A 23464-nucleotide genomic window follows, 5' to 3' on the forward strand; every position below is an offset into this window, starting at 1 on the left:
TCTACCCTGACGAGAGAATCGTCGGAGGCATCAAGTCCTTACCATGATTGCAAGCTGGACGTCCGTGCAACCCTTCCCTCACGTTAGGGTAGAGTTAAGCATCGTGACTGTGACACGAATCGAGATCGCCGACGCCGTCGAAGATGCCTTCGACGCACCACCTGCCAGCAAAGAGGACCTTCTCGCCTGGGCCACGGCCAATAGCGCCCGCGTCGAGGTTCTCGAAACGCTCGGCCGGCTTCCCGATACGAGCTTCCGTTCGCTGCGCGAGCTATGGGCTCACCTCTCGGGCGTGCCCGTCGGCGACTGACGACGCGGCGCGTGCGCCAGGTTCCCGGCGGTGTCCACGGGAACGGCCGTAAATCTCGAGGATCCCGCCGTATGCTGCGCTCATGACACCAGACGAGCGCACGCTGCACTACTACCGCGTCGTCTATTCGACCGGCTCGATCCGCTCCGCGGCCCGCCAGCTCGGGCTCGCGCCGTCGGCGGTAAGCCGCAAGATCGCCGAGTTCGAACGCCGTCTCGGGACACCGTTGCTCGAACGCAGTGCACGCGGTATCCGTGCCACCGAAGCCGGGCACGTCCTGGCTCGCTTCGCCAAGGAGCGCGTCCACCTCGAACAGTTGCTCCACGAACAGCTTGATCATCTGCGCGAACTGCGACGAGGCACGGTCCGGATTGCCAGCGGCGAGGGCTTTGTCGACGACCTCATGAACCACGCGCTGGCCAGCTTCCTCCGCCGCTACCCCGGGATCTCCGTCGATCTGGTGACCGGCGGCACCGACGAGATCATCGACCTGCTCATCGCCGACGACGTCGATATCGCGCTGGCCTTGCATGCCAAGCCCCACACCGACGTGACGACGGTCCGGCAGGCACCGCAGCCACTGCACGTCATCTGCCTACCCGGCCATTCCTTCGCCACCCGGAACCAGGTCGAACCGAGCGAGCTCGACGGCGTGCCCGTCACCGTCCTTCCCGGGCGGTTCGGCCTTCGCACACTCACGGATCAGCTCCAGCGCGCACACTCCATGACCTTCGACGTCCGGCTGGTCAGTAGCTCGATCCAGGCGATGGTGGATTTCGTCCTGGCCGATCTGGGCGTCACGCTGCTTCCCCGGGTCGCCGTGGGACAACACCTGCGCCACGGCCGGCTGTGCGCGGTCCCGCTGGCTACGCGCCAGCCCGACGCGGTGCGCGCGCAGCTCCTCGTGCGTTCCGGGCGCACGCTCTCGCATGCCGCGCAGAGACTCGTCGAGCATTGCGCTACGCACCTCGCGTCCCTGGACAGCGCCGGTGTTGCTGTTGCAGCAACACGGTCATCACCAGATTGATGTCTTGTGCAACGCCCGTGGCCTACGTAACGTCCCTGCGCAACAGCTATCGGCCCGTTCGAGCCAGGAGGTTCCATGCGTACGGTGATGGAGGCCGCCCGTTTGTGGCGGCTGCATCTGGCCGTCCTGGTGATCGCGATCGTGGCGCAGTTCATCGGCATCCAGGAGATCCCGATCGGGATCGGTGCGATCCTGTTGCTCCCGCTGCTCTACGCGTTCCTGTTCGGGGTGTTGCTCAACCCCAACGTCATCAGGCGCGCTTCCGCGATCATCCGGAACACCGAGGTCCAGGCCGCCTCCCCGTTGATCGTCGTCGCGATCATGCCGTTCATCGCGAAATTCGGCACCACCATCGGGCCATCGATCGAGGAGATCATCGAAGCCGGACCCGCTCTCCTCCTGCAGGAGCTCGGCAACCTCGGCACCGTCGCGCTGGCCTTTCCGATCGCCGTATGGCTGTTGCGAATGGGGCGCGAGGTGATCGGTGCGACCTTCTCCGTGGCCCGCGAGCCGAACATCGCTATCATCGCCGACCGGTACGGGTTGAAAAGCCCGGAAGGCGCCGGCGTCATGGGCGTCTACGTCGTCGGCACGCTATTCGGCACGCTCATCTTCGCCGTCATGGCATCGATTCTGGCCACCGTCGACATCCTCGACCCCGAGGCGCTCGCGATGGCCTGCGGCGTCGGTAGCGGTTCGATGATGGCGTCATGCACCGGCGCGCTCAGCGAGGCGCTTCCGGCGATGAGCGACACCATCGTCGCGATGTCCGGGGCGAGCAACCTTCTCACCTACGCCACCGGGATGTACCTGAGCCTCTTCGTTGCCCTTCCGCTCGTGGAGTGGCTGTACAGCAAGTCCACGGCCGGAAAGGCCGTGGCCACGCCCCAGAAGGAGGCATGATCATGAGCACCGAGAACGCCGCGGCCGGCACGGCCGGCTCTGCCCGGCTGCCGCGAGAAAAGATCGAACTGCTGCCTGCCCTGCGCGATCTCGCTCTGATCAGCGTGATCGGATGGTCGCTCCAGCTGATGGTCACCGACATGTCGCCCCTGGCCGCCCTGGCGGGCATGGCCGGCCTGTACGGCATCTGCGCGGGAGGACTGGTGCTCGCCCGGTTCGTCCCGTTCTACCTCCCCAGCGTGGCGTGGATCTCGCTGCTGGGTATCGCCGCCACGCTACCGATGGTGCCCTGGGACCAGGCCGTACTCCACCTGGTCGAGGAGATCGACTTCCTGGCGCTGAGCGTGCCGTGCCTGGCCTACGCGGGACTCGCCGTCAGCAGCCGGGAGATCGACGTCGTCAAGCGATCCGGCTGGAAACTTCTCGTGATCGCGATCTTCGTGCTGGCCGGGACGTACCTCGGCTCGGCAGTCATCGCCGACACCGTCCTGCGCATCACCGGCTGACCAACCGCAACGAGGAGAGTTGACACCATGCCAGCCACCGTCGCCGTACTCGGTCTCGGCACCATGGGCACGGGAATCGCCCACACGCTGGCCACCGCCGGATACGAGGTCATGGGCGTCGATCCGGCACCCGAAGCACGAGACAGGACCGGCGACGCCATCCCGGTGGTCGATCTCGACCACGCGGTCCGGCGCTGTGCCACGCTGATCCTCTCGCTTCCAGGATCTCCCCAGGTCGAAGACGTCCTGCTGGGTCCGGGCGGCTTGCTGGCCAGCGCCACCGAGCACCGCCTCGTCGTCGACACCTCCACGTGCGATCCCCTGTCGACGACGAAGGTCGCCGAATCGCTGACGTCCCGCGGACACAGCTACGTTGACGCACCGGTCAGTGGCGGAGCACAGGGCGCCGCGAACGGGACCCTCACCGCGTTCGTCGGCGGACACGACGACGCCGTGGCCGAAGCCGACGACGTCCTCGGCGTGATCGCCCGGCACGTCACCCGTGTCGGCGGCCCCGGGGCGGGTCATCTCGCGAAGCTGGTCAACAACATGCTGTGCGCGACCCACCTGCAGATCGCCGGTGAGGTCCTGCGCCTCGGCCAGGCCGCCGGCGTCGATGCCGGGCGACTCGTCGACGCCGTCAACACGGCATCCGGGCGCAGCGCCGTCACCGAGGTGAACCTGCCGCGCTGGGTGCTGTCACAGTCGTTCGATTCCGGCTTCACGCTCGGGCTGATGGCCCGCGATGTCGCGCTGACCGCGGACATCGCCCACGCCCTCGGGGTCGAGACTCCCCTCGCCGAGGACGTCGCCCGCGCGTGGCAGGAAACCCGAGATCGGCTCGGGGCAGCAGAAGACTTCAACCGGATGGCGCAACCATGACCCACGACGCGACCACACTCGTACGCCGCCTCTGGGACAGCTGGTTCGGCACGGACGCTCCCGTCGCGAGCTTTGTCGGTACCGGCCTGTACGCCGGTGGCGTCGCCGGGCGGGACAGCACGGTCGAGTTGGAAGATCCGGCGACCGGCCACCCCTTGCTGGCCTACACCGACGGGGGAGCGGCAGCGGCGCACGCCGCTGCCGCCGCGGCCGAGGAAGGTGCGGTGGCATGGCGACGACTCACCGCTTCGGAGCGTGCCCGCCTGCTGTGGGAGCTGGCGCGGCACATCCGCGCCCAGGCCGATCCGCTGGCCCGCCTCGAAGCCATCATCGGCGGAAAGCCACTGCGTGACGCTGCCGGAGAGGTGGCCAAGGTCGCCGAGATGTTCGAGTACTACGCCGGCTGGGCGGACAAACAGCACGGCGAGGTCATCCCGGTTCCGACCTCCCACCTCAACTACACGTTGCGCGAGCCCTACGGGGTCGTGGCCGCCATCACCCCGTGGAACGCCCCGATATTCACGGCCGGATGGCAGCTGGCACCGGCACTCGCCGCCGGGAACGCCATGGTGCTCAAGCCGTCCGAGCTGACACCGCTCACGTCCGTGGTCCTGGGCAAACTCGCCGTCGACGCGGGGCTCCCGCCGGGAACGATTTCCGTGCTCGCCGGCCTGGGACCCACAGCCGGGCAGGCCATGGTGGCCCACCCCGGCGTGGCGAAAGTGGTGTTCGTCGGTTCCCCGGAGACCGGACGGCACATCGCCGCCACGGCCGCACAGCGGCTCATCCCGTGCGTCCTGGAACTCGGCGGGAAGTCGGCCAACGTCGTGTTCGCCGACGCGGACATCCCCCGCGCCGTCGGAGGTGCCGCCGCCGGGATCTTCTCCGGCGCCGGGCAGAGCTGCGTGGCCGGATCCCGGCTACTGATCCAGCGTTCCGCCTACGACGAGGTCGTGAGCAAGCTGGCCGAGCTGGGCGACCACCTCGTCGTCGGGCCGCCGCTGGGTGAGGACACGCAGGTCGGCCCGCTGCAGAACCGCTCCCAGCTGGACCGCGTTCAGGAGATGCTGGGCGAGGCCGTCGCCGGGGGCGCGAACACGGTGACGCGGGCCGAGACCCCGTCGCGGGGCTTCTACGTGCCACCGACGGTACTGCGCGACGTCACGAACGACGATCGGATCGCGCGCGAAGAAGTCTTCGGTCCGGTCGTGGTCGCCATTCCCTTCGACGACGAGGACGAGGCCGTGACGCTAGCCAACGACTCCGAGTTCGGCCTGGCCGGCGCGGTCTGGACCGGCGACGTCGGCCGCGCGCACCGGGTGGCGAACCGGCTACGGGCCGGAACGGTATGGATCAACAGTTACAAGACGATCAGCGTGATGTCGCCGTTCGGTGGCTTCGGCAACAGCGGCTACGGCCGCTCCAGCGGCCGTGACGGGCTCTTCGAATACACCCAGCCCAAGTCGGTGTGGACGGAGACCGCAGCCGAACCCGCGTTTCCGTTCGGCTACGGAGGCTAGGGCAAGCCCAGGACGTCCCGGAAGAGGGCGTAGCCGACGAACGACACGACGTCGAGAACCGTATGCGCGACCACCAGAGGCATCACCCGGCCGGTGCGGTGGAACCACCATCCGAACACGACGCCCATGGCGACGTTGCCGAGTGCCATGCCGTACCCCTGGTAGAGGTGGTACGCGCCGCGTAACGCGGCGCTCGCCGCGATCGTCGCGGGCACCTGCCAACCGAGCTGGCGAAGTCGCGTCACCAGGTATCCGACGGCCACGACCTCTTCGAGCAACGCGTTCTGCAAGGCGGCCAGGATCAGCACCGGCACCGTCCACCAGTACTCCCCCAGGCCACTCGTGGCGATGGCGACGTTCATGTCGAGTGCCCGGCCGAGATAGTACAGCCCGAGTCCCGGCAGCCCGATCACCGCGGCCAGTGCCGCACCGGTCGCGAGGTCCCACGCCGGGCGGCTGAATTCCAGCCCGATGCGCCGCAGCGTGGACTTTCCCGGTGCCGACAGCAGGAACAGCGCGAGCGCCACGGGCACGAGCCCGAAGCCGATGCCGAGGATCTGATAGGTGAGATCCACGTACTCGTCCTCGCTGCGGGACACGTTCATCGTGGCCCGCTGCTCGGACAGCCGTTCCTCTGCGGCGAGCCGTTCGATCAGCCGGACCGCCGCGTACACCGCCGACTGCCCGAGAGACAGGCCCAGCACGATCCACACCTCGACGCCGAGGCGACGCCACGAATGCCCGTCGAGCGTGTCCACCTGGGAGCTCTGCGAAGCCACCCTTCGAGGGTATCCGTGCCTGCGCATCGCGCGATGCGCCTCGTCAGACGCTCGTTCTCACGCTGCTCACGAGTCGTCGTCACCACGCACGACGACGGATTGCGACTCCGCGACCGGTATGGCCGTCGACTCCCAATCCGTGGTGAACTCGTCCGGCAGCCCGGGCAGCTCTATCGACGACCCCTCGAACTCGAAGTGGATGTCATACACCAGACGTGCCCGGCCCTCGTAGGCAGGCTCACCATCCGCCGACTCCACCGAGCCGTTCGTCGACGCCCGCGAGTACACGTGCGCACACGCATCACTCTCTTCGACGGTCCACTCGCAGGTCATGACCCCGCTACCGTCACCGGGATCGACCTCGATGTGCCTGGGTGTGGCGATCGCGACCATGCCCGCTGCCGATGTGCCCTCGATGGGATCCGCACTCGGGCCGTCGACCCAGTACCAGGTGTCGACGTCGACGAGCGACCTGTCAATCGGGCTGAACTTCAAGGTGAACTCGGGGAACTCCAGGCGGCCGTAGGCCTGCCACGCTTCGTCCGGCAGCGAGGGTTCATCTGGCGTATGCCAGTCCCACCAGGAGTCGTGATACGACCCATCAGCGTTATAGCAGTACACGAAGACGTACACGGCATCCTCGGAGGGCCGTTCGTCCTCCGGCCACTCCTCTTCCGGCAGCGCCGACGGGATGTTCGCCCAGCATGCGAGCTCGCCCCGGCAGTGCGCGTTGGAACGTCCCTCGACGATGCTCAGGTCGCAGGTCGGATCGCCGCCGCCTCCGCCACCGTCACCGTCGCCACCATCTTCGCCGTCGTCGTCACCGTGACACACGTACTCGACATCATCACCGGTGTCGACCCAGCAGTCCGGATCGTTATAGTCCGCGTGCGCGACCTGGAAAAACCCGAAACCGACGAGCGCGGCCGCCGTCAACACGGTGGCCGCCGCGAGACGCGACGCCATCCATCCCCACGCGCACAGCCTCGTCACTCGCATGTGATCGTCGCCTCCGAAGAATCCAGCCGTCCGTTGATCAACCACCCGTCACCGTCGCGCTCGGCGGTGAAGACGTTGGGAGTGAGGCCGGTGGTTTCGATATCGACCGGTTCACCATCGGCGATCACCAGCCACTCGCTCTCGTCCCTGCACGCTTCGATTCGTGCCTCGTCGCCCTCGACGGTGACGGTGACGTTCTCGATGATGGGTTCACCCTCGCGATGCACGCCGAGTTCCTCCCACTCGCGCGCCCGGGCGAGCCGCTCCTCGATCACTTCATCCGTGGCGATGCCCTCGAACAGCTCGTAGTCGACCTCCGGGCCGTTCTCCGCGGCTACGACGGCGTCCCAGAAGTCGGCGAACAGCTCCTCCAACATCGCCTCGTCCTCGGCCGCGCCGGCCTCCTCGCCGTCGTCGGCCTGCTCAACCTCTTCCGTGGGGCTGGCGTCGTCGGTCGCGTCGAGCCCGGCCGGCTCGTCGCCGTCCGAGCTGCACCCGCTGAGGACGACGAGCGCACCGGCAACGGCGGCTATGACAGACGTGCGCGAACGCATCCGGCTCCTCGCATCGCAGGATCAGGCATGATCGGTGGTCGGTTCAACACCGCACGATATGGTACGCAATACCGCTGACACGCACACCACCGAGCGCACACCCGAGCGTGCCCACTCTCGAAGACTCCGAAACCACGCGGTGACGAGCTCCACACGAACCACGGCACAATGGTGGCGTGCGGCCGGCGAAGATCCTGGACGAGGCCATCACGAAGCAGGGGTCATGAACTTCGAGACGGACGACGTGGACCGCGCCGCCGGCGGGGTGGTCTGGCGACACGCCAGCAACAACGATGCCGGCGTGGAGATCATCGTCGTCCACCGGCCCAAGTACGACGACTGGTCCCTTCCCAAGGGCAAGCTCGATCCCGACGAGACGTGGGAGGCCGCCGCCGTACGTGAGGTGTGGGAAGAGACCGGGCTGTACGTCGACGTCGGACGCTTTCTCGGCCAGGTCGATTACGTGCCGCGCACCGCCGGCGCCCACGTCGGTGAGTCCACCCCGCGTCCGAAGGTCGTGCGTTACTGGGCGATGACGTTCGTCGGCGGGGAGTTCACGCCCAACTCCGAGGTCGACGAGGTGCGCTGGCTGCGTCCCGACGACGTCCTGGCCCTGCTCACACATGCCCTCGACCGGGACGTCGTCCAGCGCTTCCTCGACTCGCGTGCGTGATGAGGAAGCACTGGACGGCGTAGATCCGGCTTGATGGGATGCCCGGTTTCCGGGGACGCGTCAGGCACCCGCCCGTGCCCGGCGCAGGCCGGCCAGCTGCGCCACCGCGAAGCCGGCCACCACGGCTGCCTGCAGCACGATCCAGACCACGCCGATGGTGCTCGGATCGAACCAGCCCGTCGCGGCGACGACAAGGCTGGCCACGACCCAGATCGCGTTCAGCTCGACGACGGCGAGGACCGCCAGTGCCCGGAGCCGAGACCGGCCCGACATGACGGCCAGCCCAGCACCATAGAGGATCAAGAACGCCCCTACCGGAACGAGCAGCGTCGCCGGCAGGCCGAGAAGGCCACCCACCGCCGCGGCCAGCGCGACATAGATGAGCCCGTTCACGGCGGACACGGCGCCGTCGACGGCCAGTGCCCATCGCAGCAGTGGCGTCCGGTGAATCGGGACGGTGCGCCCCATCCCGAGGTTCGGCACTCGTGTGGTTTCGGTTGTCATGATCGATCAGCTCCTCGGGCATCGGTGACGAGAACTCGGAGTGAGAACTCGAATGCGAACGGGTCCACCGTCGCCCGGAAAGCGCTGCCACCGGCAGACATGGCACTGCCAACTACTGCCAATTTCGTGCCCGCAGGTCCATCGCCACCACCCGGACGGCCGCGTGCTGCCAGTTGTAGAGGGTCCGCTCGGGTACGTAGCGGCGAAACCAGTCGAACGCCGCTCGCGCGTTCGCGTCCAGGCCGCTGAGATCGGGCTGGCGGCGGTATGGCCGGATACCCACGATGTAGGGGTAGTAGAGAGCGTTGAAGTGGCGCCACTCGTCGCTCGTGCCGAACTCCTGGCCGCGCGGCTTCAGCCGCTCCACGCTCTCGTGCAGGATCGCCTTGAGCTCGACCGCCCGATCCAGGGAATGGTCGCCGTCCTCCCGTACGTCAAGGCGAGCGTCGACGGACGGGAGCATCACGAGCGGGTTGGAGACCAACTTGCCGAGATCGCCGTAGTGGCGCAGCGCCTCGCGCACGAGCCGGGCGAGGGCGTCGCCGTCGAGTTCGGCGAGCTGCTGGTGCTCGTCCCGCCGGGGAAGCGCATCCACCGCATCGCGCAGCTGCGAACGCTGTGTGCGCAGCCCGGCGCGGCGGCCGAACACCAGCCGGTCGAGCAACCCCTGGAGGGGGCTCGCCAGCGTCACGACGGCGATCGCCGTCCCGACCGTTCCGAACACCAGCATGCGCCCCGCGTCGTCCGGCTCGCTGCTCCACACGACCAGGCCGACCTGCACACCGAAGACGAGCGCGACGATGCCCGCGCTGAGCACCGAGCGTGCCAGTTCCAGACGGAGCACCTGGCCCACGTCCATCGCCGTCGACACGGCCACGACGGCTCCCAGCACCACCAGGTCCAGACCGATACCCGCGAGCACGAGGACGTCGGGCAGCAGATCGAACGGGATCACCAGAGCGGCGACGCCGAGCGCGAAGAGCAAGCTCGCGATCACGACGAGGCCGTCGCGCAACCGCACGCCACCGCGATCTCGCAGGAGCACGACGAGCGCGGCGAGCAGCGGCAGCACCACGGCCGCCGCCCCGGCGACCCGCCACCCGCTGCTGTCCAGCACCGACACCGTCACCAGCACGAGGATGCCGACGGGAACGATAGCCCAGCGCCACACCAGCTCGGCGGCATCACGGTGCCGGCTGCCGGGCCCGAGCAAGGCGACGAGCACGCCGGTCCAGATGAGCGCGGGCAGGCCAGCAAGGATCTCGTCCACGTGTTCCACCAGCGCACCGTCAAACGCCGCCAAGCCCAGAACGACGGCATAGACGAGCAGCCCCCATGCCGCACGCCACATGGCGGGCCGGCCCTCGGCGTTCGCCAGCAGATACAGCCCGAGCCACCACGCGACGGCGAACGTGACCAGCGTCAGGAGGAACACGATGAGGACGTTACGTCATCGCGACGCGTCAGTCGTCCATCCCACGGGCATGCAACGCTTCGCCGAGGGTGTCGGCATAACGCAGCACGCCGACGACGAGCGGCACCGCGAACGCCCGGATACTGCGTTCCTGCCCGCGGGCTCGCTGTGCGTCCCGCACCCGCTGAGCGATACCCGCGACAACAGGAACGCTGCGGATGGCCAGCGACATCACGAGCGACACCCGGGCCGGATCGACTCCGAACCGGCGCAACGGGGACAGGCCACGCTCGATCGCCGCCATCAGTTCAGAGGTACGGGTGGTCAACGTGACCAGGCCGGCCAGCGCCACGGCCAGCACGATCCGGCTGGTCAGCGACACCGCCGTCACCCAATCGGTGATCAGCAGCTGCACGACGAGGATGACCAGCACGAACCATCGCAACGGCCGGACCTGCGTCCATGCCTCGCCCGGACGTAACCGCCCGAACGCGTACAACACCACCACCGCGAGCACCGACGCGCCGACACCGGCCGGTGTCCGTACCGCCAGCAGGGCCGCGCACGCCACCGCGAGCAGGATCAGTTTCGCCCCCGCCGGAACGCGGTGCAGCGGCGACGGGCGTGCGATGTAAGCACCGATCAGCATGGTCAGCGCAACACCTCGAACAACGCGGCGACGCCCAAACCGCCACCAGCGGCCGCGGTCGCCAGCCCGAGCGTGCCCGCTGCGGCTCCACCCCGGACCAACCGGGTGAACAACCGGACGACGCTGACCGCACTCGTCGCGCCCCAGGCGTGCCCCAGGGCCAGCGCACCGCCATCGGGACAGACCCGTCCGGCGTCATCGGCCAGCGGATCCAGCCCGAGTGCATCCGTCACGGCCAGCACCTGGCCGGCGAACGCCTCGACGATCTCGATGGCCGCCACGTCGTCGATCTTCACGCCAGCGACATCACAGACCTGCTGCACCGCCGGCACCGGGCCCCATCCTGGCAGCCGCGGGTCACATCCGGTTACGGCGCTGGCCACGAGACGCAGGCCGGGCGCGCCGTCCCGCGCCGCTTCGGGCACCACTCCGACGACGGCGGCGCCATCACTGACGGGACAGGAGTTTCCCGCCGTCACCGTCCCGCCGGGCACGAACGCGGCGGGCATCCTGGCCAGCACCGATTCACGCAGCCGGCGCGGGTGCTCGTCGCAATTCAGCTGCCCCACCGCGACCAGCTCGGCGTCGAAGTACCCCGCCTCCCGCGCCACCAGCGCCTTCGCATGGCTGGCTGCCGCGTACGCGTCCTGGCGCTCCCGCGAGACGCCCGCGACCGACGCGAGGTGCTCGGCGGCCATACCCATGTCAGGATCACCGAACTCGGCCGGGGTGAACGGGGCCCGCTGGTAAGGCGTGGCAGGTACGCCCGGTGAGCTCCCGGGTTGGGCGCGTACCGGCGCAGTCGAGGCGCTCTCCGCCCCGCCAGCGAGCACCAGATCGGCATCCCCGCCGCGGATGCCCTGCGCGGCCTGCACGAACGCCGCCAGCCCGCTGGCGCACTGCCGGTCGATGGTGACACCGGGCACCGCGTCTCCGAGGCCCGCCTCCAGCGCACTGACGCGGGCGACGTTGCCGCCCGGACCCATGCAGTTTCCCAGTACGACGTCGCCGATATCCGCGCTGGCGCCGGCTCGGCGTACATCGGTGGCGACCGCGGCGAGGACGCGAGCACCCAGCTCGACGACAGTGAGATCGGCGAGCGCGCGACCGGCGGTGCCGATCGGGGTCCGCCGGGCAGCCACGACGACGGGGGTCCGCGCGGTGGTCCGTGCGAAGATCATCGGCCACTCACCACTGCCTACTCACCGCAGCGGCCGCACAGCACGATCACCGCTGGCCAGACCGGCACTGATGGCAGCGCGGGCGGGTTTGCCGGTGGACGTGCGTGGCATCCGGTCGACTTCGAACCAGCGCCGCGGCCGCTGCGCCCACGCGAGCCCCTCACGTGCGGCTTCCTCCAGGCGGGCACGGGGGATGCTCTCGCTGGCGGGCTCGATCACGGCAGTCACGACAGCACCGAGGGTGCCGTGCGGCATTCCGACCACGGCGACGTCGGAGATCCCGGGAACCGCGCGAAGGACGGTCTCGACGTCCTCGGGGATCACGGTGGCGCCTCCGGTCAGTACCGCACCGTCGCCACGCCCACGCAACCGCAGCTCCCCCACTCCGATATCCCGCTCCACGTCCCGATGATCATGAACACTAATCGACCTATGTAGTCGCTTAGTGTTCATGATCATCGGGGCTGGCGTTGGGGCGAGATCGGCGAGGTCGCCCACGGTGGCCCAGCCCGCGTCGTCGGTCCGGAACGGGCCCGATGCTCCGGCAAGGTAGCCCTCGGCAACCCACGGCGAACGCACCCACACCTCACCGAGCCCTGAATCCTGGTCAACAGGCCGTACGTCGATCTCCACACCGTGAAACGGACGCATCCCCGCACCATCGGGATCGACCGCGACGAACGACAGCTCCACCGCGCCGTAATAGGCGACAACGTCGACGCCTACCCGCGCCGCCCGCTCACGCAGGCCCTCCGGCGTGGCGGCGCCGCTCACCATCGCCATCCGCGGCCGGCGAGCCCGCCCGGCCGTCCCAGCCGGTGCAGCTTGCCCAGCCGTCGCAGCCCGCCCGGCCACGACACCCTCTCCACTCGCGGCATCGCTGTCCTGCTGTCCCCCGCCACTGGCCCGTTCGAGCTCTGTCACCATGACGTCGATCATGTGTGGAACGCCGTGCATGATATCCGCGTCCCACACGACATCTCGTGCCGTGCGTGCGGACCATGCTCCGGTGGCGATCACCCGCGCACCGGTGGCGAGGCCGTGCAGCGCCGCGAAACAGAACAACGACGACGCAAGCGGCCCGGGGACGAGCACCGAGTCCGTCTCATCCATACCGCTCAACGCTACGGCCGCCGGATACGACTCCGTCCACGACGCGCGCGTCCGCACGATTGCCCGGGGCCGGCCGGTGCTGCCCGAGCTGAAACCCGCCCACGCCAGATCATGAGGTGCGGCCGCACCCCACTCGTCGGCGCCGGATCGCCTCCACGAGGCTCGGGCTCCGCCACCCCCGGGCACGCCAGGCCGGGGCGCTCCGGGCGGCGGCCACGTGGAGAGGTGCAGTGCGGGGCGGATAACGTCGAGGATCTCCGCCTTGCGCGGCGTTTCCCACGCGGCGTCGCACACCAGGGGGATCACGCCGGCCAGGTCGCAGGCGAGTATGGCGGCCAGCGTGTCGGCTGGCTCGGCAAGGTCCACGGCGACGATCTGGTCACCGCGCACGTCACGCCCACGCACGGCGTCCTGTCCACGCAACGCGTCGTGCCGGCGCAGCGCCACCGCGCCGGCCTCGATGTCGTCTGCGAGCGCGGCATAGCTGAGCTGCCGCTCCGGCGAACGCACCGCGATCTCGTCGGGTTTCCCCAGCGCGTGCGCCATCACTTCCCTGGCTACTGGCACGACCGCAATCTACCGCTGGTTGGTGCGATCGTCGCCATGGGCGGCGTCATGCCCCAGCTCGTCTCGCCGGCGGCGTGCGCGCCGTACTGCCGGTGCAGCATCGGGATAACCACGCTGGACACCGACGACGACGGCAGCCGCGACGACCGACTTGAGAGCATCGCCGGGTACGAATGCCAGAGATAACGCCGCCGTCGTTCCCAACGGCACGCCGGTGATCAGTGCCTGCACGGGAACGCCGACCACGAGGATGAGCGTCGAACCGATCAGGCAGGCAGCCAGCACCCACGGCATGCGTGGCCGGTAACCGCCGCGCTCGACGAGCCACCCGACGGCGGCCGCGGCCAGCACCCACGCGAACAAGTAACCCACGGACGGGCCGGCGAAGACGCCGAGGCCACCACGACCGCCAGCAAGCAATGGAAGCCCGGCCGCAACGAGTGCAAGGAGCAGCATGATCGTAAGTGCACCTCGCCACGTGCCCAGAATCGCCCCCGCGAGAAGCACGCCGAGCGTCTGCAAGGTGATCGGAACGGCGTTGCCGAACAGCGCGAACGAACCGGGCAGCCCGAGCACGGCGAGCAGCGCCGCGAACGCCGCGATTCTGGCCAGGTCGGCGGCCGGTAACCGGCGCTTGGGCGGTCGCGGTGCGGACGGATCTGGTTCAGTCATCGGCGTCCTCCATGTCGATCGTGGGATACCGCCGCGGCACGCGAGGTGAGGAGCCCGGCGACATCGTCGTCGCCATCCGGAACTATCGGGGTCACCACCCGGACGGCTCCTCCAACCCTGGCCGACCAGGTGCTCGCGTGGCATCCGTGATACACACCAGACACTGACCAGGCTCTTGGAGACCCTCCACAAACATCCCGGCTGTCGGTCTCGAAGAGGAGAATGGCACGTATGTTCCCGACGATGCGGACGAGGCAGCCCCATGGCCACGCATGACAGCGACGACACTCAAGCCGTTCATGATGCAGACGTCGCGGTCACGTGCCTCGACACGCCGGTCGGCCAGTTGAGCATCGCGGTCACGGGCACGGGTGTCGCCAGCGTGAGCTGGGGTAGTCCGGATGCCCCCGGCGCGCATGACGAGCCAACCGTCGCCGCACACGACTCCGAGCTCGCCCACGTGATCACTCAGTTCACCGAGTACTTGCACGGCAGCAGGCGCCACTTCGACCTGGCGGTGGATTGGCGCTACACCTCCGGGATCCAGCACGCCGTCCTGACCACGCTTTACGAGACGGTGCCGTACGGCACGTCCGTCACATATGGCGAGCTCGCTGCCCGCAGCGGGCACGTCGTTCCCGCACGCGGTGTCGGTGCCGTCATGGGGTCCAACCCGCTTCCGATCCTCGTTCCCTGCCATCGCGTGGTGGCGCACGACGGTCTCGGAGGCTACAGCGGTGGCACGGGCCGCAATGGGCTGGAGATCAAGCGGTGGCTCCTCGCGCTCGAAGGTGTGCTGCCGCCCACGCTCGTCTGACCGTGGCAAAAGCCTTCTTCTTGGCTCTGCGGAACGTCCAGAGCTTTCGAATCCCTCCTGGACGTTCCACAGAACCAAGAAGTGGGCTTCGCCGGTCATGGCCTCTGCCGGGCGCAAGCACCGTCGGGCGTGGGCCCCGTGGGCGCATGCTCGGGCAACCGTGGGTTCCGACGACCGTAGGCGCCGTAGGGCGTGGGCTTTCATCGATCGTCGGCTTCGTGGGCGGTGGTCGTGTCGGCAGCTCCGACCAGCGATCGCCCCTGCCGCACTATGCACGCTGACTCCACGCTAGAAAGCGCTTTCCGCGCCCAGCCGACGTGGATCCAGCGTGCACGGAACGTGGAATCGCCGTGCACGGGCTGTGGAATCACCGTGCCGTGGCGGAAGCGGCCGCAGTACGGGCGGGCCAATCACCGAGGGGCCAGCTCGTTCGGCGAACGTGCACACAACCGAAACTAGCCGTTCATACCGGCACATCTTGACTGCCGTTGCACTGTCCGAAAGGCTGACAGCGACCGGGATATTTCGCCCGTATACCACCGATAGGGGGACAATGAACCGCTCTCGTGCAGGATTTCGCGGTGGATTGGTCGCCGCTGCCGCCGTCGCCGGGCTGCTTTCGACGTCCGTCATTCCGGCAAGCGCCGGAATGACCCCGCAGGCAGCCGGCTCACCATCGGCGCCCGCAGGAGCCCGATCGGACGCCGACATGACCAGCTCGCACGAGGACGTCGTGATCACGGCACTTCGTACCCGCGGGCCACAGGGAGCGTTCGACGAATACGTCGAGGTTCGCAACCTGGGTGCAGACCCGGTCGACATCTCCGGCTGGTCGCTGCAAGGTTGCGCCTCCAGCAGCGGCAACGCCAGCACCCGTGTCAACGTTCCCCAGGACACGGATCCGGTGGCTCCGGGCGGATACTTCCTGTTCGCCAACCACTCGCAAGACCAGTACAGCGCCGGAACGGAGCCCGATCTGACGTACGGGACCGGGTTCGCCGACAGCGGCGCCAGCGGCGCTCGCATCGTCGATGCCGGCGGCGAGATGGTCAGCGGCGTCGGCACCACCGACGCGGACTCGCAGTGCGCCGAAGGTGGTGGCTGGGCGAGCTCGTTCCCCACGTCCGTGCCATTCGATGTCGTCCGGGTGGGAGACCGCGCCGACGAGACCCAGGTGACCGGCGACAACGCGGACGACTTCGAGAACGTGGAGAACGCCCCGCGCAACTCCGGTTTCGACGGCGACGAGCCGCCGCCGTCCGACGTGTCCGTGCAGTGCGAGGCGCCGTTCACAATCACCGAGGGGTTCGCCGCCGAGGACGGCGAGTACGTGAACGGCAAGGCCGTCACGGCGACGGCTACCGGCGGCACCGGTGCACTCGATTTCGCGGTCACCGGCGTGAGCCCCGAACCGGAGTCCGGCGAGGTCTCCGTGGCGGGCGTCGACGGTAACGAGGCCGAGATCCGTTTCGGCGACGACGTTCCCGGCCTCGATCCCACCGACACCGACGGCGAGTACACCGTCACCATCGAGGTCACCGACGCTTCCGGGGACACGGCCACCTGCGACGTCGACGTCCGTGTCGTCCCCGTACTCGACATCGGCGAGCTGCGCGGCGCCGTCCCCGGAGACGCTAACGGCCGCGAATACGTCTCGCCGTACGCGCTGGGCAGCCCGGTGTTCCAGCCCGGCGATCCGATCGCCGTCCGGGGTGTGGTCACGCAGCGCACCATGGAGGAGAACGACGACGGCGACTACGACTTCCAAGGCTTCTTCATCCAGAGTCTGGACGCGGACCCGGCGGAGATCGACGGATTCGAGGCCGGCGATCCCGCCTTTTCCGACGGCGACGATCAGACATCGGACGGCCTGTGGGTGTCCACGAGCACGTTCCCCACCGTGCGCCCGGACTTCGCGTCCACCCCACCGATCGGCGAGCAGTACTACGCCGAACCCGGCGACATCGTCACGCTGCGCGGCCCGATCGTCGAGGACTTCCAGCAGACCGTGCTGCAGAGCCCGTTCGTCGTCGACGTCGCCACGCCGGAGGAGTCGGGCGCCGATCTCGATTCCCACATCGAGGTCACCGAGGCCGATCCGCCCGACGACGTCCAGGAGGCGTCGGTGTACTGGGAGCGGCTGGCCGGGATGCAGGTCGAGGTCCCGGAGGACAGCCTGGCGGTCAGCGGCAACGACTCCTTCGCCCCGTCCACCAGCGAGTTCTGGGCGATCCGGGGCGATCATCCGGTCGCGCAGCGCGACGACCCGGCACATCGCCGCGTATTCCGTGACTACCACCCGCTCGCGCACAACGGCCCGTTCGACCTGGAGGAAGGACCGGGAGATCAGCACGCGTACCGCATGGTCCTCGGCTCGTTCGGCATCAAGGCCGCGCAGGACGACGCCACGGCCACGATCACCCCGGCGCGCAGCGGGGACACGTTCGCCGAGGCCACACAGGGTGGGCTGTACTTCAGCTTCGACAAGTACCAGATCATGGTCGATGCGCAGCCGGAGCTGGAGCGCGGTCCCGACCCGTCGGCTTCCAGTCTCGACGTCGTCGACGGGTTCGAGCCCGCCAACGAGTACTCGGTGATGGTGTACAACGTCGAGAACCTCTACGACTACCGGTCGGACCCATTCAGTGGCTGTGACCTCGATCCGGACATCGTTCCGGACGGGCAGCAGCCGACGAGCACCTGCGAGGCGGACGAGCCCGGCGGGTCGACCGTCTCGCCGCCGTTCACCTACGCGCCTCGCGATCAGGAGTCGTACGACGCGCAGCGCACCGCGATCGCCGAGCAGATCCTGCTCGCACTCGACGCGCCGGACATCATCACCATCCAGGAGGCGGAGAAGCAGGACGTCTGCGTCCCCGTGTACGACGAGGACACGCCGGCCGAGTCCTTCCTGGATTGCGACCTGTCCGCACCGGAGGACGGCGAGACGATGGAGAGCACCGACCGCGGCTCCGGCGCACCCGACACCGTGGAAGAGCTCGCGCTCGAGATCTTCCGGCAATCCGAGGGCGACATCCGCTACGAGGCATCCGGCGACGCGGTCAATGGCCGTGACGTGCGCGGGATCACCCAGGGTTTCCTCCACCGCACCGATCGCGTCGAGCTCGCCTCGGTTGATGACGTGCTCGACGATCCGGTGCTGGGCGACGGCGACGCCGTGGACCTTCCCTACCCCGGGGACGACGAGCGTACCGACGTCGCGCCGTGGGTGAAGGAGCCGGCCAACCCGAAGGCGGTCAACGCCGTTCTGGCCGACGACGCCGAGCTGGAGGACGGCGGCCGGTTCCCGCAGTCCGGATACGCGTTCACCCGGCCCGTCCAGGTCGCCAAGTTCCGGATCTACCCGGACGGCGTCGGCACCGGCGAGTACGTCGAGCGCTACGTCACCTCGAACCACATGTCGTCCGGGCCGGACAGGCGGGTGGAGCAGCGCACCGAACAAGCCCGGCTCAACGCCGCCGTCGGCGAGGCGATACGCGACGCCGGCGGGCAGGTCCTGGTCACGGGTGATTTCAACGTCTTCCCGAGACCCGACGACCCGTTCCCGGCCTTCCAGACCGATCCGGAGCGGGAACCGACCGACCAGCTCTCCGCGATGTACGAGCGCGGGTTCACCAACCTGCACGACGTCATCATCGACGAGGCACCGGAGAACACGTACAGCTTCATCTTCCAGGGGGTCTCGCAGATCCTCGACCACATCTTCGTCGACGACACGACGCTCGACGAGCTGGTCATCGCCCGCTTCATTCACATCAACGCCGATTACCCGGCCGAGACACCCGACTTCGAAGCGGGGCGGGGCGCGTCCGATCACGATCCCCTGTACGCGCGCTTCGGCTTCGAGGCCGTGGGCGAGCCCGAATGCACGGAAACGGTGAGCGGCAGGCACGCCGGCCCGCTCCACGCATCCGAGGGCGTCACCTGCCTCGAAGGAGCAACGGTGTTCGGGCCGGTCAACATCGAGCCGGGCGCGTCGTTCGTCGCACACGACTCCCGGATCACCGGCTCGGTCGACGCCAGCGACGCCGACGACATCCTCTTCTGCGACACCCGCGTGATCGGGCCGACGAAGCTCGCCGGCAGCTCCGCCGTGACGCTGGGTGACCCGGAGCGGGATTGCGGGAGCAACGCGCTGATCGGACCGGTGTCCCTCACCGGCACGACAGGACCGAGCGTGCTCGCCGGGAACCGCATCATCGGGGGACTCACCTGCGAGGACAACGACCCGGCGCCGGTCAACCGCGACGTGGCGAATGACGTTCTCGGCCCGGCACGGGGCCAGTGCAGCGATCTCTAGCGGAGGCGCGATCCCCACTTCTTGGGTTTACGGAACGTCCAGAGCCTGTAAGAGCCTCCTGGACGTTCCATAGACCCAAGAAGTGAGCGCTAATCACTCGAGGGCGCGCTAATCGGCTACCCGCGCCCGCTCGACATCGCCGAGGTCGCGCAGCAGGTCGGCCCGAGTGGCGTGGTAAAGGTGGTAGCGCTCCAGCACATCGGCGAGGTTGTCGAGTTCGGACATGGCGGTCTCCGCGTCAACGGTGTAGCGGAGCGCGATCGCGCGGTGCAGGCGGGTGACCGGCGACGGCGCGAGGTGCAGCAGCATGTCATACAGCAGCACGATCTGGGGCCAGTCGGTGTCCTCCCAGCAATCCGCTTCCGCGTGGCACGCCACGATGGCGGCCTGCAGCTGGTACGGCCCTGGTTGATGCTTCCGGGCTGTCCGCGTCAGCAGCCGCGTCGCGTCGTCGATCATCTCCCGGTCCCAGAGAGATCGATCCTGATCCTGGAGCAGCACCAGCTCACCGCCGGCGTCGAACCGGGCCGTCGCCCGGGCACGGTGCAAGCGGATCAGGGCGAGCAAGCCGGTAGGCTCCGGCTCGGAGGGCACCAGCCGGTGCAGCAGCACGGCCAGCCATTCCGCGTCGTCGGCCAGGTCACGGGACTGAGCCTGCTCGGCCGTCGCCAGGTACCCCTCGTTGAACAGCAGATAGATGACGGCGAGAACCTCGGTTAGGCGGGCCGCCAGCTCGTCGTCGGCGGGTACCCGGTACGGGATGCCCGCGTCACTGATCTTGCGTTTGGCCCGCGTGATTCGGCGGGCGACGGTGGTGTCCGGCACCAGGAAGGCACGGGCGATCTGTGCCGTCGTCAGCCCGCACACCACGCGCAGCGTGAGCGCGATCTGGGATGCGCGCGGCAACGCGGGATGGCAACACGTGAAGATCAGCCGCAGCCGTTCGTCGGGCATGCGCTCGGCCGGCAGGGCAGCTGCGCCAGCTTCGCACGGTAGTTGCTCTCGCGGCGCGGCATGTCCAGGCCACGGCGGCGGGCGACCGTGAATAGCCACGCGTCCGGCCGCTCCGGCACGCCGTCAACTGGCCAGCGTTCCAGCGCGGCCAGCACGGCGTCTTGGACCAGGTCCTCCGCCGTGGCAAAGTCGCCGATGAGATGGACCAGGGACGCGGCCAACCGGCCCGCGTGCTCGCGCACCACGCGGGCCAGCTCGGCGTGCGACGTTTCGGCCACGATCTCACGACGCCAGTGGCCGGATCTCGACGACGGGGCATCCCGGCCAGGACGTGGCCATCCGGAGTGCCTCATCTAGATCGGCGACCTCGACGTAACCGCTGACGATCTCCTTGCCTTCCACGAACGGGCCGTCGGTGACGACCGGCTCGGCACCCTCCAGGCGCACAGTCGTCGCGGTGTGCCCGGGTTGCTGCTTGCTTCCTGCCTGGATCGTGTCGACGTGGTCGGCAAACCACCGGTCGACACCGTTGCCGTCCGGTTCTGCGACCGTCGCGTATCGCATGCCCCAGAACGCGTCCCAGGGCTCTTGCGGGCCTCGGTAGCCCGCGCTACTCCTTTCTCGTGAACGATCCGCTGGGATATTGGCGTTCGAGCTGGTCACCGCGCTTTAGCAACCTGCCCTTACCAATAAGACGATCGGCGAACCCGCGAATAGGACACGCTCGCGGAAACGAGTACTGACGTATGGCATCCGTGACGTATACCATAGCGAACATTTAGGTTAGGCATGCCATACTAAGGTTCGGCTAAGTCGTGCGCCGGGTATGGCCACGTCGACGTCCGCTCCGAAGCCGCCAACAATGGAGGGATCGCTGTGTCCGCTGCCTGGGCACGTTCTGCCGCTACATTGATCCTGCTGGCCCTGTTCGGGCTCGCGGGATGCTCATCCGATGATCAGGACGATCACACCGGCTCCACGGCAGCCGGGGAGCCGGAATCCGCATACCCGGTCTCCATCGAGTCCGCACTCGGCACTGCCGACATCGAGACCGAGCCGGAGCGAATCGTCACGATCGGCCGCGGCACCGCCGACATCGTCGTGGCGCTCGGCCATACGCCCGTCGGCATCGAGGAAGACACGTGGTCAGGGGACGAGCAGGGCTACAACCCGTGGTTCCGGGAGGCTATTGACGCCGCCGGAGGCGAACTTCCCGCCACGTTCACCGCGCAGCCCGAGATCGACATGGACGCGATCGTCGAACTCGATCCCGACGTGATCCTCGCCCCGCAGTCCGGCATCACGCAGGACGACTTCGACCTTCTCAACGATCTCGCTCCGACCGTCGCCTATCCAGAGGAAGCGTGGGGCACTCCCTGGGACACCACGATCGAGCTGGTCGGTGAGGCATTGGGCCAGAGCGACGAGGCCGCCGCCCTGATCGACGAGATCGACGCACAGTTCGCCGAGGTCGCGGCCGAGCATCCCGAGTTCGACGGCGTGACATTCGCCTACATCTACGCCAGCGAACCCGGTGCGCTGGGTGTGATGCAGCCGTACGAGCCGCGTGCCACGTTCGTGAGCAAGCTGGGGCTCACTCCCGCGCCGTTCATCGAGGACCTGCCGATCTCGGAAGGAACCGCATCGTCGGAAATCGGCCTGGAGAACGCGGACATGCTCGACGACACCGACGTCGTCATCAACTGGTTCAGCGACGCCGAACAGCAGGCCGAGATCGAAGCGCAGCCGCTTTACGCCCAGATACCGGCCGTCGAGCGGGGCTCGTATGTCGTGAACTACGACCGCCCATTCGTCACCGCGACCAGCCTCCTCACGCCCCTCACGGTGCCCTGGGTGATCGACGACTACGCGGACCAGCTCGCCGAGGCCGTCGCACAACTGTGATCGATGCGGAGTCGACCCGATGATCTCGACCAACGATGTTCGAGGCGAAACCACGACGAAGGGACCCGGTGTGTGCAGCACCATCGACCATCATCCGACGCCACGCCACCGCGCCCGGCGATATGCAGGCGCACTCCTCGTCGCCGTGGCCGGGCTCATCTCCAGTGCATGCGCCGCCAACGACAGCGACGTTGCCAGCAGCGAATCAGCCGGTGACCCGGCCGAACCAGCCGGCTCTTCCGACGGATCCGCCGCAGCCGACGCGTTTCCGGTGACCATCGAATCAGCCCTCGGAACGGCGGTCATCGAGAGCGAGCCCGAACGCGTGGTCACCATCGGCTGGGGCGCCGACGACATCGCCGTCGCCCTCGACGTCGTGCCGGTGGGAATCGAAGAGGCCACATTCGCCGGGGACGACGACGGCTATCGGCCGTGGCTTCGGGAGGCGGTCGAAGCGTCCGGAGCCGACCTGCCGACCACCTTCAGCGCGCAACCAGAACTCGACATCGACGCGGTGGTCGCCCTCGAACCCGACCTGATCCTTGCCCCGCAATCCGGCATCACCCAGGACGACTACGACGTCCTCAGCGATCTCGCACCCACCGTCGCCTACCCGGAACGTGCCTGGGCCACGCCATGGGACACCCAGATCGAGCTGGTCGGCAAGGCTCTCGGCAAGAGCGACGCGGCCGACGCGCTGATTGACCAGGTGACCAGCCGGATCGCCGACACGGCCGCCGAACACCCGGAATTTGAAGGCGTCACGTTCGCCTACATCTACGCCGTCGAGCGGGGATCGCTGCACGTCTACCAGCGGCAAGATCCCCGCGTCGAGTTCGTCGCGCGGCTCGGATTGGAAGAAGATCCCGAGCTCTCGTCACTCGAACTGAGCGAGGGACAGTTCACGACGGATCTGGGCCTCGAACGTGCGGACATGCTCGACGACGTCGATGTGGTGATCACCTGGTTCAACGACGAGGAGAACCAGGCCGAGATCGAAGCGCAGCCGCTGTATGCACAGATTCCTGCAGTGCAGCGCGGATCGTATGTGGTGAACCACGATCACGCGCTCATCATGGCGGCGACGCTGATGACGCCCCTGAGCGTCCCGTGGGCCGTCGACGAGTACGCCGAGGACATCAGCGACGCGATCCAGCACCTGGAGTGATCCAGAAACGGCCATCCCAGAATCGAGCATCCGGAACCCGACCATC

General features: G+C 68.2%; 23 protein-coding genes. 11 read left to right on the top strand and 12 right to left on the bottom strand.

Going from position 1 to position 23464, the window contains the following annotated elements; genetic code table 11:
• Positions 1 to 103: 103 nt before the first annotated feature.
• The 6 genes from DPM12_RS00770 to DPM12_RS00795 all read left to right on the top strand — a co-directional run bounded on the left by DPM12_RS00770 (position 104) and on the right by DPM12_RS00795 (position 5148).
• Positions 104 to 310 carry a DUF2795 domain-containing protein gene (locus DPM12_RS00770; RefSeq protein WP_158542646.1) on the top strand — a complete coding sequence of 69 codons (207 nt, stop codon included), beginning with the start codon at positions 104 to 106 and terminating at the stop codon, positions 308 to 310.
• A gap of 82 nt (positions 311 to 392) precedes the next feature.
• A complete protein-coding gene (locus tag DPM12_RS00775; protein ID WP_112256268.1) occupies positions 393 to 1337 on the top strand; it encodes a LysR family transcriptional regulator in 945 nt (314 codons plus the stop codon).
• Between the two features lie 75 nt (positions 1338 to 1412).
• Complete coding sequence (locus tag DPM12_RS00780) at positions 1413 to 2240, top strand: DUF3100 domain-containing protein (protein ID WP_211658164.1); 828 nt, start codon at positions 1413 to 1415, stop codon at positions 2238 to 2240.
• Between the two features lie 2 nt (positions 2241 to 2242).
• Positions 2243 to 2746: a hypothetical protein gene (locus DPM12_RS00785; RefSeq protein WP_123788376.1), complete on the top strand. Its 504-nt coding sequence runs from the start codon at positions 2243 to 2245 to the stop codon at positions 2744 to 2746.
• A gap of 27 nt (positions 2747 to 2773) precedes the next feature.
• Positions 2774 to 3628, top strand: a complete 855-nt coding sequence (locus DPM12_RS00790; protein WP_112256272.1) for an NAD(P)-dependent oxidoreductase — start codon at positions 2774 to 2776, stop codon at positions 3626 to 3628.
• The gene (locus DPM12_RS00795) at positions 3625 to 5148 is read left to right on the top strand and encodes an aldehyde dehydrogenase family protein (RefSeq protein ID WP_112256273.1); all 1524 of its coding nucleotides are present in this window, start codon (positions 3625 to 3627) and stop codon (positions 5146 to 5148) included. Before DPM12_RS00790 ends, DPM12_RS00795 begins: the two co-directional genes overlap by 4 nt.
• Here DPM12_RS00795 and DPM12_RS00800 read toward each other — a convergent pair.
• The 3 genes from DPM12_RS00800 to DPM12_RS00810 all read right to left on the bottom strand — a co-directional run bounded on the left by DPM12_RS00800 (position 5145) and on the right by DPM12_RS00810 (position 7480).
• The gene (locus DPM12_RS00800) at positions 5145 to 5927 is read right to left on the bottom strand and encodes a CPBP family intramembrane glutamic endopeptidase (RefSeq protein WP_211658166.1); all 783 of its coding nucleotides are present in this window, start codon (positions 5925 to 5927) and stop codon (positions 5145 to 5147) included. The genes DPM12_RS00795 and DPM12_RS00800 overlap by 4 nt on opposite strands.
• A gap of 66 nt (positions 5928 to 5993) precedes the next feature.
• Positions 5994 to 6926: a hypothetical protein gene (locus tag DPM12_RS00805; RefSeq protein WP_123788375.1), complete on the bottom strand. Its 933-nt coding sequence runs from the start codon at positions 6924 to 6926 to the stop codon at positions 5994 to 5996.
• Complete coding sequence (locus DPM12_RS00810; protein WP_112256279.1) at positions 6917 to 7480, bottom strand: hypothetical protein; 564 nt, start codon at positions 7478 to 7480, stop codon at positions 6917 to 6919. Before DPM12_RS00810 ends, DPM12_RS00805 begins: the two co-directional genes overlap by 10 nt.
• A gap of 223 nt (positions 7481 to 7703) precedes the next feature.
• On the opposite strand from DPM12_RS00810, the gene DPM12_RS00815 reads away from it, so the two are divergent.
• The gene (locus DPM12_RS00815) at positions 7704 to 8153 is read left to right on the top strand and encodes an NUDIX hydrolase (RefSeq protein ID WP_112256281.1); all 450 of its coding nucleotides are present in this window, start codon (positions 7704 to 7706) and stop codon (positions 8151 to 8153) included.
• 60 nt (positions 8154 to 8213) lie between these two features.
• On the opposite strand, the gene DPM12_RS00820 is transcribed toward DPM12_RS00815, so the two are convergent.
• From DPM12_RS00820 to DPM12_RS00845, 6 genes are all read right to left on the bottom strand, one after another.
• The gene (locus DPM12_RS00820; protein WP_211658168.1) at positions 8214 to 8657 is read right to left on the bottom strand and encodes a hypothetical protein; all 444 of its coding nucleotides are present in this window, start codon (positions 8655 to 8657) and stop codon (positions 8214 to 8216) included.
• Positions 8658 to 8769: 112 nt separating this feature from the next.
• Entirely contained in the window at positions 8770 to 10092 is a 1323-nt protein-coding gene (locus DPM12_RS00825) for a hypothetical protein (protein ID WP_112256283.1), read from the bottom strand.
• Positions 10093 to 10120: 28 nt separating this feature from the next.
• Entirely contained in the window at positions 10121 to 10720 is a 600-nt protein-coding gene (locus tag DPM12_RS00830; RefSeq protein WP_112256285.1) for an energy-coupling factor transporter transmembrane component T family protein, read from the bottom strand.
• Positions 10721 to 10722: 2 nt separating this feature from the next.
• Complete coding sequence (locus DPM12_RS00835) at positions 10723 to 11901, bottom strand: thiolase family protein (RefSeq protein ID WP_112256287.1); 1179 nt, start codon at positions 11899 to 11901, stop codon at positions 10723 to 10725.
• A 21-nt stretch (positions 11902 to 11922) separates the two neighbouring features.
• Entirely contained in the window at positions 11923 to 13581 is a 1659-nt protein-coding gene (locus DPM12_RS00840; RefSeq protein WP_164465275.1) for an AMP-binding protein, read from the bottom strand.
• 9 nt (positions 13582 to 13590) lie between these two features.
• Positions 13591 to 14253, bottom strand: a complete 663-nt coding sequence (locus DPM12_RS00845) for a biotin transporter BioY (RefSeq protein ID WP_112256291.1) — start codon at positions 14251 to 14253, stop codon at positions 13591 to 13593.
• A gap of 262 nt (positions 14254 to 14515) precedes the next feature.
• On the opposite strand from DPM12_RS00845, the gene DPM12_RS00850 reads away from it, so the two are divergent.
• Both DPM12_RS00850 and DPM12_RS00860 read left to right on the top strand, forming a co-directional pair.
• On the top strand, positions 14516 to 15070 hold the full coding sequence (locus DPM12_RS00850) for a methylated-DNA--[protein]-cysteine S-methyltransferase (protein WP_112256293.1): 555 nt from the start codon (positions 14516 to 14518) through the stop codon (positions 15068 to 15070).
• A 553-nt stretch (positions 15071 to 15623) separates the two neighbouring features.
• Positions 15624 to 19391, top strand: coding sequence for an endonuclease/exonuclease/phosphatase family protein (locus DPM12_RS00860; protein ID WP_123788374.1), 3768 nt, complete (start codon positions 15624 to 15626; stop codon positions 19389 to 19391).
• Between the two features lie 108 nt (positions 19392 to 19499).
• Here the strand turns inward: DPM12_RS00860 and DPM12_RS00865 are convergent, their stop codons facing one another.
• The 3 genes from DPM12_RS00865 to DPM12_RS23490 are packed head-to-tail and all read right to left on the bottom strand — an operon-like array spanning position 19500 to position 20909.
• A complete protein-coding gene (locus tag DPM12_RS00865) occupies positions 19500 to 20345 on the bottom strand; it encodes an RNA polymerase sigma factor (protein ID WP_211658170.1) in 846 nt (281 codons plus the stop codon).
• A complete protein-coding gene (locus tag DPM12_RS23485; RefSeq protein WP_211658172.1) occupies positions 20321 to 20623 on the bottom strand; it encodes a sigma factor in 303 nt (100 codons plus the stop codon). The genes DPM12_RS00865 and DPM12_RS23485 overlap by 25 nt, the downstream gene beginning before the upstream one ends.
• A 4-nt stretch (positions 20624 to 20627) precedes the next feature.
• Positions 20628 to 20909, bottom strand: a complete 282-nt coding sequence (locus tag DPM12_RS23490; RefSeq protein ID WP_211658174.1) for a YciI family protein — start codon at positions 20907 to 20909, stop codon at positions 20628 to 20630.
• 312 nt (positions 20910 to 21221) lie between these two features.
• Between DPM12_RS23490 and DPM12_RS00875 the strand changes: the two genes are divergently transcribed.
• Complete coding sequence (locus tag DPM12_RS00875; protein WP_211658176.1) at positions 21222 to 22250, top strand: iron-siderophore ABC transporter substrate-binding protein; 1029 nt, start codon at positions 21222 to 21224, stop codon at positions 22248 to 22250.
• A 19-nt stretch (positions 22251 to 22269) separates the two neighbouring features.
• Positions 22270 to 23418 (top strand): iron-siderophore ABC transporter substrate-binding protein, encoded by a 1149-nt coding sequence (locus DPM12_RS00880; RefSeq protein ID WP_112256301.1) that lies wholly within the window; start codon positions 22270 to 22272, stop codon positions 23416 to 23418.
• Positions 23419 to 23464 lie beyond the last annotated feature (46 nt).

It is taken from the genome of Phytoactinopolyspora halophila, from assembly GCF_003287285.1.
GTDB lineage: Bacteria > Actinomycetota > Actinomycetes > Jiangellales > Jiangellaceae > Phytoactinopolyspora_A > Phytoactinopolyspora_A halophila.